At 73.6% G+C, this 14,257-nt stretch carries 13 protein-coding genes and 1 pseudogene; 9 read left to right on the forward strand and 5 right to left on the reverse strand.

The window, feature by feature from the left end; genetic code table 11:
- Nucleotides 1-36: 36 nt before the first annotated feature.
- The gene (locus OG309_RS14720) at nucleotides 37-3,561 is read right to left on the reverse strand and encodes a LamG-like jellyroll fold domain-containing protein (protein ID WP_329421153.1); all 3,525 of its coding nucleotides are present in this window, start codon (nucleotides 3,559-3,561) and stop codon (nucleotides 37-39) included.
- A 224-nt stretch (nucleotides 3,562-3,785) separates the two neighbouring features.
- Here OG309_RS14720 and OG309_RS14725 point away from each other — a divergent pair, with 224 nt between their 5' ends.
- Complete coding sequence (locus OG309_RS14725) at nucleotides 3,786-4,985, forward strand: globin domain-containing protein (RefSeq protein WP_329421155.1); 1,200 nt, start codon at nucleotides 3,786-3,788, stop codon at nucleotides 4,983-4,985.
- 25 nt (nucleotides 4,986-5,010) lie between these two features.
- Here OG309_RS14725 and OG309_RS14730 read toward each other — a convergent pair whose 3' ends face one another.
- From OG309_RS14730 to OG309_RS14745, 4 genes are all read right to left on the reverse strand, one after another.
- Complete coding sequence (locus OG309_RS14730; protein ID WP_329421156.1) at nucleotides 5,011-5,997, reverse strand: nucleoside triphosphate pyrophosphohydrolase; 987 nt, start codon at nucleotides 5,995-5,997, stop codon at nucleotides 5,011-5,013.
- 26 nt (nucleotides 5,998-6,023) lie between these two features.
- Nucleotides 6,024-6,662: a SurA N-terminal domain-containing protein gene (locus OG309_RS14735; protein WP_329421157.1), complete on the reverse strand. Its 639-nt coding sequence runs from the start codon at nucleotides 6,660-6,662 to the stop codon at nucleotides 6,024-6,026.
- A gap of 81 nt (nucleotides 6,663-6,743) precedes the next feature.
- Entirely contained in the window at nucleotides 6,744-7,199 is a 456-nt protein-coding gene (locus OG309_RS14740) for a GtrA family protein (RefSeq protein ID WP_329421158.1), read from the reverse strand.
- On the reverse strand, nucleotides 7,196-8,158 hold the full coding sequence (locus tag OG309_RS14745) for a glycosyltransferase family 2 protein (RefSeq protein ID WP_329421160.1): 963 nt from the start codon (nucleotides 8,156-8,158) through the stop codon (nucleotides 7,196-7,198). The genes OG309_RS14740 and OG309_RS14745 overlap by 4 nt, the downstream gene beginning before the upstream one ends.
- 136 nt (nucleotides 8,159-8,294) lie before the next feature.
- On the opposite strand from OG309_RS14745, the gene OG309_RS14750 reads away from it, so the two are divergent.
- From OG309_RS14750 to OG309_RS14785, 8 genes and pseudogenes are all read left to right on the forward strand, one after another.
- A complete protein-coding gene (locus OG309_RS14750; RefSeq protein ID WP_329421162.1) occupies nucleotides 8,295-10,640 on the forward strand; it encodes a YfhO family protein in 2,346 nt (781 codons plus the stop codon).
- Between the two features lie 285 nt (nucleotides 10,641-10,925).
- Nucleotides 10,926-11,432 (forward strand): DUF6232 family protein, encoded by a 507-nt coding sequence (locus OG309_RS14755; protein ID WP_329421164.1) that lies wholly within the window; start codon nucleotides 10,926-10,928, stop codon nucleotides 11,430-11,432.
- A complete protein-coding gene (locus OG309_RS14760) occupies nucleotides 11,429-11,776 on the forward strand; it encodes a hypothetical protein (RefSeq protein WP_329421165.1) in 348 nt (115 codons plus the stop codon). The genes OG309_RS14755 and OG309_RS14760 overlap by 4 nt, the downstream gene beginning before the upstream one ends.
- A gap of 231 nt (nucleotides 11,777-12,007) precedes the next feature.
- Nucleotides 12,008-12,658 carry a dihydrofolate reductase family protein gene (locus OG309_RS14765; RefSeq protein WP_329421166.1) on the forward strand — a complete coding sequence of 217 codons (651 nt, stop codon included), beginning with the start codon at nucleotides 12,008-12,010 and terminating at the stop codon, nucleotides 12,656-12,658.
- A 47-nt stretch (nucleotides 12,659-12,705) separates the two neighbouring features.
- On the forward strand, nucleotides 12,706-13,197 hold the full coding sequence (locus OG309_RS14770) for a MarR family winged helix-turn-helix transcriptional regulator (protein ID WP_329421168.1): 492 nt from the start codon (nucleotides 12,706-12,708) through the stop codon (nucleotides 13,195-13,197).
- Nucleotides 13,194-13,649 (forward strand): MarR family winged helix-turn-helix transcriptional regulator, encoded by a 456-nt coding sequence (locus OG309_RS14775; RefSeq protein ID WP_329421169.1) that lies wholly within the window; start codon nucleotides 13,194-13,196, stop codon nucleotides 13,647-13,649. Before OG309_RS14770 ends, OG309_RS14775 begins: the two co-directional genes overlap by 4 nt.
- A 51-nt stretch (nucleotides 13,650-13,700) precedes the next feature.
- Nucleotides 13,701-13,808: pseudogene (locus OG309_RS14780) on the forward strand (hypothetical protein); the annotation flags it as partial.
- Nucleotides 13,809-13,981: 173 nt separating this feature from the next.
- Nucleotides 13,982-14,215, forward strand: a complete 234-nt coding sequence (locus OG309_RS14785; protein ID WP_329421170.1) for a hypothetical protein — start codon at nucleotides 13,982-13,984, stop codon at nucleotides 14,213-14,215.
- The last annotated feature ends 42 nt before the right edge of the window (nucleotides 14,216-14,257 follow it).

The following is a 14,257-nucleotide window of genomic DNA, read 5'->3' on the forward strand; positions in this document are numbered from 1 at the left end:
GCCCGCCCGCTCGTCACCTCCGGGCGTACCCCTCTCCTACAGCCGGGCGTACACGCCCTTCGCCGTCAGCTGGTCGAAGGCCAGCCGGACCACGGTGGTGCTGTCGACCGGGAGCGGACCGCCCACGGTGGTGATCTCCGCGTCCGTCAGGTGGCGCCGGATCAGCGTGAACTCGTCCAGCGAGCCCGTCAGCCGGTCCTTGTCCGCCCCCACGCTGTCGGGGCGCGCCCCGAGCTGGAGGCCGCGCACGTCGAAGCCGTCCTCGGAGGTCACGGCACCGGAGACGGCACCGGTCGCCACGGACTGCAGGGCGGTGCCGTCGCCGACCGACAGGGTCAGCGTGCCGCCCTGCCGGCGCAGCACGACGTGCCGCCAGGTGCCGTCGCCGAAGACGGTCCCGGCCGGGGCCGCCGCCTCCAGGCCGGTGATGCCCCGGTCGGTCTGGACGTGGGCGACGACCTTGTTCTCCTGGGAGAGGGCGCGGATCCACAGCTGGCGTTCCGAGGTACCGGTCCCGTACGCCCAGACGAGCACCGGGCTGGTGTTGTCGGCCTGCCGGAAGCGCACCCAGGTCGCCAGGGTGAAGTCGCCCGAGCCGAGCGCCCGGTCCTCCCCGTAGGGGAGCTCCACGGCGCCGGTCCTCCCGTCGAGGTCGAGGCCGCGGCCGAACCGGCCGCCGGTGTCGGTGACGGTGGCGCCGGGGCGCACGACGCCGTGGCCGCAGTGCCGGGAGGCGTCGGGGGTGGCGCGGGCGGCCGGGTCGTCGGCGGGCCGGGTCACCAGGTGCTGCTCGGTGTGGCCGCCCTCCATGGTCCACCAGACGTACGGGTCGCGCGGGGCGCTCGATCCGCCGACGGCCGTGTTGTAGAGGCCGGTCTCCTCGGTCGCCGTCAGGGCCCGCTTGTAGTAGCGGAAGTCGTCGAGCTGGCCGGTGAGGACGTCGGTGCCGGTGGGCTTGGAGCCGACGCGGAAGCCCTCGGGGGCGGCGATGCCGTCCGTGAAGGAGCCGGTCAGGCCCTCGGCGGTGGTGGGGGTGCCGTTGTCGACGCGCAGGGTGACGGTGGTCGCCCCGGCCTCCGGGGTGGCCTTCTTGCGGGTCAGGGTCAGCAGGTGCCAGGCGTTGTCGCCGAACGCGACCCGGTCGGTCCTCGTGTCGATCACGTCGAGCGGGATCGAGGCGCCGGCGGTCTCCAGGCGGGCCGTCAGCCGGTCGGCGGACGGCTTGGCCCGCACCCACAGCGAGGGCTTGCCCGAGGTGGACCCGTACGCCCAGAGCAGCGCCGCGTCCTGCGGGTTCGCCGTGGAGTCGTAACGGAACCAGAGGGCGAAGGTGAACTCGCCCGTGCCGTTGTCGACGGCGGGGACGTAGGGCACCTCCACGCCCGGCAGGTTCGGGCCGACGGCGAGGGCGCCGCCTCCGATGCGGCCCTTGACGACCGCGCTCTCGGTGCTGGTGGTGCCGAGCACGGTGCCGTCGGCGCAGTGGCCGGAGACGTCGTCCTGGATGCGGGTGTTCACGAGGGCGACCGGGTCGGCGGTGTCGATCACCTCGAAGGGGAGGTGGGCCTTCAGCGCGGCCGGGGCCACGTCCTCGGGCCGCGCCCCGCGCAGGGCCTCCCGGTCCTGGTCGGACAGGACCGTGCCGTACAGCCGGAACTCGTCGAGGGTGCCGGTGAACCCGTCGGTGGCGTCCGTGCCGGGCTTGTCGCCGAGGCGGATGCCGGACGGGTCGGCGGTGCGCGCCGGGGCGAGCCGGCCGACGTCGGTGCGGGTGTCCTGGGCGGAGAGGCCGTCGACCCGGAGGGTGACGGCGGCGCCCTGGCGGGTGAGGACCAGGTGGTGCCAGAGGCCGTCGCCGAAGGCCTTCGCGGTCGGGTGCGCGGGAGCCTTGAGGGTCAGCGTGACGTGCTGCCCGCTGTCGCCCTCGACCCGGGCCATGACCTGGTCGTTCTGCGGCTGCACCCGGACCCACACCTGCGGCCGGGGGTCGCCGACCCCGTACGCCCACAGCAGGGTCTGCTGCGGGGTGGCGGCGGTGGCGTCGTACCGGAAGAAGAGGGAGTACGTGACGTCCCCGGCGCCCGGGTCGAGCTCGGGCGCGTACGGCAGGTCGGCGGAGCCGGCGTTGCCGCCGGCGCCGCCGTCCAGCTTGAGGCCCTGCCCGAAGCTCCGCGTGCCGAACTGCGCGCCCGGGGCGAGCGTGGCGCCGCTGCCGAGGTAGGCGTCGTCGGCCTGGACGGTCGTGTCGGGGCTGGTGCGGCCGGCGGCCGGGGAGGTCTGCGGTAGCGCGGTGCCCTGGGCGGCGAAGGTGCCGGGGATGCCGAGCTCGCCGACGGTGAAGCGGGTGAAGTAGACGTGCTCGGCCGAGAAGGTCTGGCCGCCCTCGTGCACCATGCCGATCTCGCCGGCGGACAGCTCGGCCAGGTCGGAGTAGCCGGCCCGGTCCCCGAGCACCTTGGCGACCTGCCCGCCGGGGGCGTCCTGCCAGGTCTCCCCGCGGTCGTCGGAGTAGCGGATCCGCATGCCCTGGCGCAGCGTCATGTGCGAGGGCGTCGACATGAGGAGGAGGTCGCCGGGGCGGCTGCGGTAGGTCTGGCGGGGTGCGAGCAGGCCGACCTGCACGTCCGGCCCCTTGAATCCCCTGGTCAGCCCCAGCTTCGGCACCTTGAGGGCGCCGGTCGTGTCGTCGACGGCGCTCGTGTGGGTGCGGTGGCCCTCCACCTGGGTGGCGTCGGTCGCGCTGACCCGTACGTCGTAGGGGCTGCGGGCGCTGACGTAGACCTGGCCGCCGGGCAGTTCGGCCACCACCGGCTCGCCGGGCTTGGCGACGGGGGCGTCCGCGGTGGTGCCGGGCGGCAGCGCGGGCAGGTCCTCGGCGCGCAGGAAGGAGTTCTCCGTGACGCTCGCGGTCCAGTTCCGGCCGTGGTCGTCGCTGTAGAGGACGCCGGCCCGCTGGTCCTCGGCCCCGGCGGTGTCGCTCGCGGTCTCGTAGGCGCCGACGACCAGGCGCCCGGCGTGCGGGCCCTCCTGGATCTGGATGCCGTGCGAGGGGCCGGTGCCGAACCACTTCCGGCCGCTCGTCGTCAGGCGCGGAACGGCCCGCGGGGCGCCGAAGCTCAGGCCGTCGTCGTCGCTCTGCTGCACCCAGGACATGCGGGTGCTGACCGGGGTGGAGGTCTCGGAGTTGGAGAGGAGCAGGACGGTGCCGTCCTCGTCGGCGACCGGCGAGGGGTTGCCGCGCACGTGCGGTGCGTCCGGGTCGGTCTCGGTGCCGGAGAGGACGACCCGGATCGGGGACCAGGTGCGTCCGTCGTTGGTGGAGCGGCGCATCACGATGTCGATGGGGCCGCGGTCCGCGCACGAGGGGGAGGTGCGGCCCTCGGCGAAGGCGAGCAGGGAGCCCTTGGCGGTCTTCACCAGGGTCGGGATGCGGAAGCAGCCGTAGCCGGCGGTCCCGGAGCGGAAGAGGACCTGCTGGGTGCCGAGGTCGCCGTCGGCGGATATGCGGGTGCCGCTCGCGGCTGCGGGTGCCGCGGCGGCGAGGCCGAGCGCGGGCACCATCGGGAGGAGGGCCGCGAGGGCGGCGAGGGAGACCGGCCAGGCCCCCGGGCGGCGCCCGCCGCTATGTCGCCCGGACTCACGTTTGCCATGTCCACTGCGGAATCGGTTCATGATCGAGAACCTAGACGCCCGCCGCTCGGGGAAGCCCGGATTCCGCCTCCGGCCCCGCGGTTGTGATCGTCACGTGACGCCCCGTGGCCTAGATTCACCCCGTGGATGCCCAGTTGCTCAGAAGTACGTTCGCGGTCGTCGAGAGACGGGCCGAGCACGCCGTCACCTTCTTCTACTCGCACCTCTTCTGGAACAACCCGGGCATGCGCGCGCTCTTCCCCCAGGACCTGGCCCCCCAGCGCGACCGCCTCTTCGCCGCCCTCACCCATGTGGTGACCCACCTGGAGGAGCCGCGACTCGCCCACTACCTGCGCGAACTGGGCCGCGACCACCGCAAGTTCCTCGCCACGCCCGCCCTCTACTCCGCCGTCGGCACCAGCCTGCTCGCCGCCTTCGCGCACGCCTCGGGACCCGCCTGGACGATCGAGGCCGAGAAGGCCTGGACCGAGGCGTACGGGCGGGTCGCCGAGCTGATGGCGGCCGGCGCCGAGGAGTCCGAGAAGGAGGGGCAGCCGGCCTGGTGGGACGCCGACGTCGTCGGCCACGAGCGGTACGGGGACGACCTGGCCCTGCTGACCCTGCGGCCCCGCCGCCCCTACCCGTACCTGCCCGGGCAGTACGTCAGCGTCAGCACCCTCCACGTGCCCCGGGTCTGGCGCACCTACTCCCTCGCCAACGCGCCCCGCGCCGACGGCACCCTCGAACTCCACGTCAGCCGGGTCACGGGCGGCCCGATGAGCACCGCCCTCACCGAACTGCTGCGGGTCGGCGAGACACTGCGGCTCAGCAGCCCCGGCGGCGCGCTCACCGCCCGCACCCCGCCCGGAAAGCCCCGCACCTACATCGCGGCCGGCACCGGCTGGGCACCCGTGCGGGCCCTCCTGGAGGAGGCCGCCGAGGACGAACCCGAGCTGGAGGGGCGCCTGTTCGTCGTCGCCCGGGCCAAGGAGTACCTGTACGGGAGACCGGACGCCGAGCGGTTGTGCGCGCTCATACCCGGCCTGCACGTCACCTACATCACCGCCGCGCCCCGCCGCCCCCGCGACCAGGCCACCGAACGCCTCGTCCAGGCCCTCCGGGCGGCCGTCCACTGGCCGGCCCACGACGTCTACCTCGCCGGCCCGCCCGGCTTCCTCGGCGAGGTCGCCGAGGAACTGGAGGAGCTCGGCACCGACCCGGCGCGCGTCTTCCACGACACGCTCCCGGCCGTGGGCCGCTACACCACACGCCCCAACACCCGCGCGGAGTGGCTGATCGAGCCGCCCCCGCTGCACTGGCACAACCCGGAGGCCCGGGCCCCGCGCGAGAGATGAACCCCCGGGCCCCGGCCCCTGGCTGCTACTCGGTGCCGACGCCCTCGCCGACGCCCTCCGCCTCGCGGATCGCGTCCCGGTAGAGCCGGCCGGCCGCCCGCAGCGCCGCCTCCGGGTCGACCCCGGCGGCCTCCGCCCGTACCGCGAGGGCGAGCAGCTCGTACCCGATGCCGTCCCCCGTGGGCGGGGCGACGCCCAGCCCGGCCGTGCGCACCCGGCCCGCCAGCTTCGCGGCGAGCGCGAGACCCGGCTGCCCGAGCGGCACCCCGTCGGTCACGGACTCCCGCCGCTTCTCGGCGGCCTTGGTCCGCAGCCAGTGCTCCTTGACCTCCTCCGGCGTCTCGGCGGTCGCGTCGCCGAAGACGTGCGGATGCCGGTGGATCAGCTTCTCCACGATCGTCCCGGCCACGTCGTCCACGGAGAACGGCTCCTCGGCGTCCTCCTGCGCGATCCTGGCGTGGAACACCACCTGGAGCAGCACGTCGCCGAGCTCCTCGCGCAGCGCCTCCCGGTCGCCGTCCTCGATGGCCTCGACGAGCTCGTACGCCTCCTCGATCGCGTACTTCGCCAGCCCCTCGTGCGTCTGCCGCGAGGACCACGGGCACTCCCGCCGGATGCGGTCCATGACCTGCACGAGGTCGAGCAGCCGGGCCCCCGGAAGGTCGTACGAGCCGGGCAGCAGCTCCAGGTCGGGCATGGCCACGCGGCCCGAACCGGCGAGCCGGGCGAGGCCGTCGGTCAGCGCCGCGTCCCCCTCCCCCGACGGCAGCACGAGGACGGTCCGGCCCCCCGCGCACGCCTCGACCAGCTCCTGGGCCGAGGGCCGCAGGAGCTCGACGTCGACCCCGGCCTCGCGCAGATACGGCAGCTGGGGGTGGCCGGCGTCGGGGCACAGCACCCGGTCGGCCGCGCGCAGCGCCTGCCAGGCGGGCCAGGACAGCAGCCCGGGCGCGACGCGGTGGCTGGCGGTGAGCAGGACGATGCGGCCGGGGTCAGGGTTCTGGGCGTTCACCCTCCGAACCTACCCCGGCCCACGGGTCACAGGTTCTGCTCGGGCGCCCTGGTGATCTGCCGCACCCACGGCGCGGTGTAGGCGGCGAGCTGGATCTTGTCGTCGTCCCAGCTCCCGAAGCGCGGGTTGACGTCGATCCGCAGCGCCTTGGAGGCCTGCCCGAAGGCCTCGGTGAGCTTCTTCTGCCCCTCGGGGGTGTCGGTGACGCCCAGCTTCTCGGCGATCTTGTTCATGAGGACGGCCCGCCGTGCGACGTCGTCGATCTGGTCGGGCGCGACGCCCTGCTGCTGGAGCAGCACGGCCGCCATCTGCTGCTCGCCGCCGCTCTGGCGGGCGAAGTCGCCGCGGGTCTTCTGGATCTCCCCACGGCTCGCGCTGACCCCGTTGTCCGCGGCGACCTTGTCGACGACCCGGTCGAAGATCATGCCGTGCAGCTTGCGCCGGCTGAGGTCACCGGTCTCCTTGATCAGCTGCACGGACTGCGGGGAGGCCTGCTGGGCGGCCCGCACGTCCTCGACCTGCGCCTGCAGGCTGGAGACCTCGATCCGCTGCCCGCCGACGACGGCCGCCGCCCCGGGATGGGCGTCACTGCCGCAGGCGGTGAGGAGGGGGGCCGCGGCGAGCAGGGCGACGGCGGAGACGGAGAGCGCGGTGCGGCGGTGCAAAGGAGCCTCCCGGCGTGGGTCGTGCGTCAGTGGGACGACCGTGCGGTGATCGATGTTAGGCAGTCGCCGTGGCCCGGGCCACTACTTGGAAGCGACTGTTTCGGTCAACGACTCACGTGTTCGGGTGGTGTCGGGTCCCAGCATGATCGTCCGGGAGAGCAGGAAGGTGACCGGGATGGCCGCCGCCGCGGCGATCAGCGGCGCGTAGGTGCTGTCGACGGACAGCAGGTCCACCAGGACGTAGACGCCGACGGTCGTGATGACGAAGTTGGCGGCGTTGGTCAGCGGGAAGAGGAGGAACTTCCGCCAGGTGGGGCGGGTCCGGTAGGTGAAGTACGAGGTGAGGAAGAACGAGCCGACCATGGAGAGCGCGAACGCCAGGACATGGGCGGCGAGGTACGGGAGCCGGAGCCCGAGGAGCAGGTAGAGGCCGTAGTACGTACCGGTGTTGACGGCGCCGACCAGGGCGAAGCGCACCACCTGCCAGACGACCTCGGTGCGGGTCGTCCGCGTCGGCGGTGTCGGCGGCGGCGTCATCGGCGCAGGAGCTCCTCGTCGCGGGCGCGCGGGGCCGGGACGGCCGCGTTGGTGGCCTTCACCAGGAAGTGCGGGCGCCGCTTCACCTCGTAGTAGATGCGCCCGACGTACTCGCCGACAAGCCCCAGCATCACCATCTGCACGCCGGCGAGCGCCGTGACCGTGACGAGCAGGGTGACGTAGCCGGGGGTGTCCACCCCGTTCACCAGGGCGACGCCGACGATCCAGGCGGCGTACGCGAAAGCCACCGCGACCAGCGTCATTCCGAGATAGACGGCGGCCCGCAGCGGCTTGTTGTTGAACGAGATGAGACCGTCGAGGCCGTAGTTCAGCAGCTTTCCGAACGTCCATTTCGAACGCCCGTCCTCGCGCACGGCATTCTCGTACGAGAAGGTCGTCGTCCGGAATCCGACCCAGGCGAAGATCCCCTTCGAGAACCGGTTGTATTCGGTCAGTTCGAGAATCGCCTCGACCGTGCGGCGGGAAAGCAGCCGGAAGTCGCCGACCCCGTCGACCAGCTCCACGTCCACCAGCCGGTTGATCGCCCAGTAATAGGCGCGGGCGGTCAGGGTGCGGGTGACCCGGTCGCCGGTGCGGGTGCGCCGGGCGATGACCTGGTCGTACCCCTCGCCGTGCAGGGCCACCATGCGGTGCACGAGCTCCGGCGGATGCTGGAGGTCGGCGTCCATGATGACGACGGCGTCGCCGCCCGCGTGCCGGAGGCCGGCCAGCATCGCGGCCTCCTTGCCGAAGTTGCGGCTGAAGGAGACGTAGCGCGCCCGGGGATCGCCTGCGGCGATCTCCTCCAGGAGCGGCAGCGTACGGTCATGGCTTCCGTCGTCCACGTAGACGATCTCGAATTCTCCGTCGAAACGGGAGAGTTCCTTCGTCACATGGTCGTGGAAGCGACCGATGATCTCTTCTTCGTTGAAGCACGGGACCACGATCGAGAGCAGCACGCACGACACGACAACGGGTGCGGATGTCGGCGCCGGATTCGACCGGTGACGGGGAGGCGACCATTGAATGAACTGACCTTCCCGTACACCGGTTTCACACCTTCGCGTCCGTTCTCGCTGCCATATTCGGAACACGATGAAGATCCGGATCCCGCGCGCCGCCGGGCTCGCCGCACTGCTCACCGTGCTCGCCGTGTGCGCGGGGGACGCCGTCGCGAGCACCTTCCCCTTCGGCCGGCACCGGCGCGGCGTCAACGACCTGGCCAACCAGTTCCTGCCGTTCCACGCGCACCTGTGGGACCTGCTGCACGGGCGGGCCGACGGCGGGCTGCTCCTGAACTGGCAGTCCGGCTGGGGCAGTAGCTTCCTCCCCGACCTCGGCACCTATCTGACCAGCCCGTTCGCCCCGCTCGTCGCCCTCTTCCCGCGCGCGGACCTCGCGTACGCGCTGTACGGGATCACCGTCCTGAAGATGGCGGCCGCCGCGGCGGCGATGGCCTGGACGCTGCCGCGGATCCGCCCGGGCGCGTGGTGGGCGGCGGGCCTGCTGGGCGCGGCGTACGGAACGTGCGGCTGGGCGCTCCTGGAGGCCGTCTACAACCCCATGTGGATGGACGGCCTGATCGCCTTCCCGCTGCTGTGCCTGGTCGGCGTGTGGGTCCGGGAGGGGCGGCGGCCGCTGCTCGGGACGCTCGTCGTGGCGGCCTGCTGGACCGCGAACTTCTACACCGCCTACATGGCGACCATCGGCGCCGCCCTCGTCCTCCTGGTCATGGCACCGCACCGGCGGGTGCTGCTGCGGGGCGCCGTGACCGTGCTGCTCGGGGTCGGGCTCAGCGCGCCCCTGCTGCTGCCGGTCTTCCTCGGCACCCGGCACGCCTATCCGGGCGTCGTCCGGGACTTCGCCGCGGCGGACGGGACGGACCTGGCCGCCCGTCTGATGCCCGCCACCTACGGCTTCTCCACCCCGGCCCTCTTCGTCTTCACCGCGGTCCCGGTCCTCGCCGCCTCCCTCCTCTTCCGCCGCGACGCCCGCGAGCGCGCCCTCCTGCGGTGGCCGGCCCTGGTCGCGGCGGTCGCGCTCTCCCTCCAGTGGGGCCCGACCCACCTGGTGTGGCACGTCTTCGCCACCCCGAACGGCAGCCCCTACCGCCAGACCTTCGTGCTGGCCGGGGTCCTGGTGCTCGCCGCGTGGCAGGCGGTGGCCGACGGCCTGCCGGAGCGGCGGGCGCTGCTCGGCGGCACGGGGCTGGTCGGCGTGTTCGCCCTGGCGGCGCTGGGCAGCGCGCAGGCGACCGGCTGGGGCTGGGCCCTGTTCGCGGCGGGCCTCGCGGCGCCCCTCGTCGTGCGGCGCGGGCGGCCCGCCGTCCTGGCCCTGGCCGCCGTCCTCGTGGCGCAGGCCGCCGCCACCACGGCCTACGGCGACCAGGAGCGGCTCGCCCGCCTCGACGACTACCCGGCCTGGAGCGCCGCCGACACCCGCAGGGCCGCCGCGCTCGCCGAGGCCGACGGCTGGCCCGCGTACCGCACCGACTCCGGCCGCCCCCAGACCACCGGCAACGAGCCGATGCTCCTCGGCGGCCAGGGCGCCGCCTACTACAGCAGCCTCACCCCCGACGTACTGACCCGCACCCTGCAGGCCCTCGGCGGCGGCTGGACCTCCCGGGGGCGCAACCTCCAGAGCCTCGACAACCCGGTGACCGACGCCCTGTTCGCGGTCGGCGCCCGCGGGCGCGACGGCGCCGTGGTCCGTACGGGTCCGACGGCGCCCCTCGTGACGGTGCGGCCGCCGGGGCCCCCGCCCGCCTACGGCAGCTCCCCCTTCCGCAACCAGGAACTGCTCCTGGGCGTCCGCGTCTACGAACCCCCGGGCCCCGGCGGCGCCTGCCGCACCGGCACCGAGACCTTCCTCTGGGCGCCCGACTTCACCGGCACCGCCCGCCTCGGCGACCGCACGGTCGCGCTGCGCGGACAGCTCCTCAAGTGGCGGGCCACCCTGACCTCGCTGGGCGTCCAGACCGTCCCCGGCGCCCGCCCGGTCCTCACCGGCCGCGGCCACCACGGCGAACTCGCCTGCCTCGACCACACCCGCCTGGCCACCGCGGTGGCCGCCCTCCGCTCCACCTCCCCCACCACGATCACCGTCACCTCCACCGGCTTCCGCGCCACCCTCCGCCCCGGCACCCGGGGCACCGTCGTCCTCGCCGCCCCGCGCATCGCGGGCTGGCGGTGCGAGGGACGGCCGGCGGACGCGTACGGCGGCCTGGTGGCGGTGCCCGCGACGGGCCGGACCGAGGTGAGCTGCGCCTTCCGGCCGCCGGGCCTGCGCGCCGGCCTGGCCGCCGGCGGGGCGGCCGCGCTGCTGCTCGCCCTGTGGGTGACGTGGACGACGGTCGGCGCAAGGGCCGCGGCGCGGCGGCCTCGGCCCCTGCCACCAGCTCCTTCTCCGACGGATTCACCCGTGCCCGCCCTGCGGCGGTGACGTGGGCGGGGCCGTCGGCGGGGCCGATGGCGACGCCGTCGAGAATTGGCCGTTTCTCGTCTGCCGTACGCGGCCCGATGGGCGCTTAATGGGGCTCCCGCGCGACGCGGGGTGAGGGACGAGCACACGGGGGAGCTCATGGACTCCACGGGGAACTTCGGCCCGCCGCCACCACGGACACCACCGCCCGGACCAACGCCCGGAGCAACGCCCGGACCGCCGCCCGGGCCTCCGCCGTCCGCGCCGCCGGGTGCTTCGGACGGGGCGCCGCGGGCGTTCCCGCCGGTGCCGCGCCGGGGCGGCACCCTGGAGATCGCGGTCAGGCACCGGATGCTCTGGGTGGGCTCGGCCGCCTTCCCGCTGCACAACCTCAGCCGGGTCGAGGCCTTCAGGCTCAAGCCCGACCGGGGCGCGGCCTTCGTCCGCTTCCTGAAGTGGCTGGCGGTCGTCGCCGCCGTCTACGTGGCGTTCAACGTGATGAACGGCGGCGACACGAGCCTCGCGGAGGACGCGAGTCCCGTGCTGGCGATGGTCGTGATCGTTCTGATCATCGTCCTGATCAAGGAGCTGGCCGAGGCGTCGAAGCCGATCCTCGCCGTGGAGACGGCCGGCGGATCCCTGGCGATCGTGACGCTGCCGAGCATGGACCAGCTCCGCGAGATCGCCGGGCAGGTGGTGCACGCGATCGACCACCCGGAGGCCGAGTTCACCGCGTACGTCCACCAGTTGAACAACTACAACGGACCGGTCATCAACCAGACCGGCACGGGGAACACGGGGATCCGGCGGTGAACGAACCCACGCACCACTCGACCTACAACGGGCCCGTCATCCACCAGACCGGCGACCGGAACGTGGGCATCAACTACGGCACCGTCGGCTCCCCTCAGGACGACCCCGAACTCCGCGCCGCCGTGGAGGAGCTGACCGCCCGGCTCCGTGCGGTCCTCGCCCACCTCACCCCCGACCAGGTCCGCGCCGTGGAGGAGACCCTGCCGGTGCTCGCCCTGGACCGGGAGGCGATGGCCGAGCGGGGCCTCACCCTGGCACGGCTCGGGCAGATCGCGGCGGTGGTCGGGCCGGTGGCGCAGCCGGTCGCGGACGCGCTGGGGCGGCTGCTCGGGCTGCTCGGCTAGGCCCGTCACCGGACCGCGACGACCCGTCCGGCTTCTCCGTCCGTGCGTGACGCCTGCCTGCTCCCGAGCCGCCCCCACCCTCCGCCACACGGAGCGAGGGGGCGATCCCGCTCGGTCGCACGGGTGACACGGCCGGGCATCCCTGTCGATTCGGCGACGCCCCGATCGACGTCCTGGTGTGGGGCGCTTCGCCGCACGAGGATGCGACAGGACCTATGGAGGAGGAGTCCCGTGGACCAGCTGCTGAGAGTCATGAACTTCAACGTCTCGCGCGACGGGATCGGCGCCGGCGCCGATGAGGACCAGAGCCTGGAGAACCCCTTCGGCCTGCCCCACGCGGAGCGCCTGTTCGCGTGGGCCGGCGCCACCGCGAGCTGGCCGATGCGCGCGGACGCCGGTGGGAGCCGGGGCCTCGACGACTACTTCACCCGGGACTTCGCCCGCAACATCGGCGCGGAGATCATGGGCCGCAACAAGTTCGGCCCCCAGCGAGGGCCTTGGCAGGACCACGAGTGGCAGGGCTGGTGGGGTGACGAGCCCCCGTTCCGCACTCCCGTGTTCGTCATGACCCACCACGAGCGCCCGTCGATCACGCTCTCCGACACCACGTTCCACTTCGTCGGCGGCGACCCCGCCGACGTCCTCGAACAGGCGCGGAAGGCCGCCGACGGCAAGGACGTGCGGCTCGGCGGCGGGGTCAGCACCGTCCGGCAGTTCCTCGACGCCGACCTCGTCGACACGATGCACATCGCGGTCGCGCCGGTGGAACTCGGCTCCGGGATCCGGCTGTGGGAATCGCCCGAGGAGCTCCTGGACCGCTTCCACCTCGAGGTCGTGCCCAGCGTCAGCGGGGTCGTGCACCACCTGTTCTGGCGGCGGTGAACCAAAAACATTAGCCATGTACATAGTAGCTATGTACTGTATCTGTGATGAGCGACTCAACATCCGAGAACGCGACGGCCGGCTTCCTCGTCTGGCGCCTGTCCATGAAGTGGCGCGTGGCCGTCGACCGGGCACTCGCGCCACTGGGGATGACCCACGCGCAGTACGCGGTGATGGCCTCGCTGTACGGGCTGGGGCGCTCCGGGCAGCGCCCCAGCCAGCGCGAGCTCGCCGACCACACGGGCCTTGAGGCGCTGTACGTGTCGAAGCTGGCCCGCGCCCTGGAGTCGTCCGGGCTCGTCGCCCGCACCCGGGACCCGGCCGACCCGCGCGCCATGCGGCTGGAGCTCACGGAGCAGGGGCGGGACGCCTCCCGCCGCGCGATCACGATGATCCAGGGGCTGCTCGACCAGCTCCTGGAGCCGCTCGGCGGGCAGCACGGCCCCCGGGCGGACCGGTTCACCCAGGAGCTGGCCACCCTGCTCGACGTATCCCTTGAAGCGCACGTGTCCGACGCCGACGAAAAGGATCAGTCATGACCGAGCCCACCGCTTCCGCCCCCACCACCAACGGCCGTGTCATCGCCCTCGCCCACTACGCGGCGCGCGCGGTCCTGGAGAGCGTGCTGACCCGCCACGGCGCCACGTTCCACCAGAGCGTGACCCTCAAGTCCGTCCTCCTCGCGGGCGGCTCCGTCGCCCCCGACCGGCTCGTGGCCGACGTCATCAACTCGTTGAAGATCGAGGAGTCGGCCGTACGTGAGGTCGTCGCCGAGATGACGGCCTCGAAGCTCCTGGAGCCGGACCCGGCCGACCCCACCCGCCTGCACCTCACGCCCACCGGCCGGGAACTGCTCGACACCACGAGCGCCGAGACCGCCGAGATCTCCGCCCGCCTCTACGCCGGCATCCCGGCCGAGGACCTGGCGGTGGCGGGCCGCGTCCTGACCCTGGTCACGGAACGCGCGAACGCGGAGCTGGCGCGCGCCTGACGCCCCCGGCCCCGCCCTCGCCCTCAAGGCCGCCGCCCGGTCTACCTCGAACTCCCGGCGGTCGGCACGCAGGTGCAGGCGGGCGAAGCCATCGGCGTCGTGGAGTCGGTCAAGGCCGCGTCCGACATCTGCTCGCCGCCGCCGACTCCCCGAAGCTGATCGGCCAGTCACCCCTCGCGGTGCCGCACGGCATGCCCCGCCTCGCCTCACGGCCATCCCGGCGTGGCGGCGCAGGACCGCGCATCCCTGAGGGCCGTTCCTCGTTGGGCACGCCGTACCAGTCGTGCCCGGCGGGCCGGTCGTGTCCGCCGCGGCTCTCGGAAGGCGGACCCATGAAGTCCAGGATCATCGGTGGCGTGCTGTTGGCGGGGGCCATGGCCCTCGGTTCGGCCGGGGTGGCCTCGGCCGACGGCCCCGGTGACGGTGACGCCCCGGCGCCCCGCCCCGCGTCGGCGGACGAGCTGCCCGCCGCGCCCGGCTCGACGGCGCAGAGCGCACCCGCCCTCGGCGAGATCCCCCTGTCGGGCAACTCGCTGTCGCCGCTCGGCACCCTGCTCGGCGGCTGACGGGACCGCGAGCGCGCCACCGGCTGAGGGCCCGCCACCCGT

It is taken from the genome of Streptomyces sp. NBC_01268 (assembly GCF_036240795.1).
Taxonomy (GTDB): Bacteria; Actinomycetota; Actinomycetes; order Streptomycetales; family Streptomycetaceae; genus Streptomyces.